This is a genomic window from uncultured Tenacibaculum sp., assembly GCF_947495995.1.
Classification (GTDB): Bacteria; Bacteroidota; Bacteroidia; order Flavobacteriales; family Flavobacteriaceae; genus Polaribacter.
Map to the genome: position 1 here is coordinate 1 of NZ_CANMAX010000051.1, position 206 is coordinate 206.

Consider the following 206-nt stretch of genomic DNA (forward strand, 5'->3'; position numbering starts at 1 on the left):
GCAGCAGCCGAGGCAGCAGGTTTTAGTGATGTTACGACCAATACAAGTTTAACAGGAGCTACTTTTACAATTCCAGGTGCAGCTGCAGCAAATACTTATGGCGGTACGATTACTTATATAGATGCTAACGGTTGTAGTGGTACAGATGCTTTTACAGTAACGATCAATGCGAATCCAGTAGCTACAGTAAACGATCCATCAGTTTG

The 206-nt window shown here is 42.7% G+C and carries 1 protein-coding gene; it reads left to right on the forward strand.

Annotated elements, in window-relative coordinates:
• Positions 1-206, forward strand: a 206-nt coding sequence (locus tag Q1A15_RS21015) for a hypothetical protein (RefSeq protein WP_299628428.1), incomplete at both ends; no start/stop codon positions are given.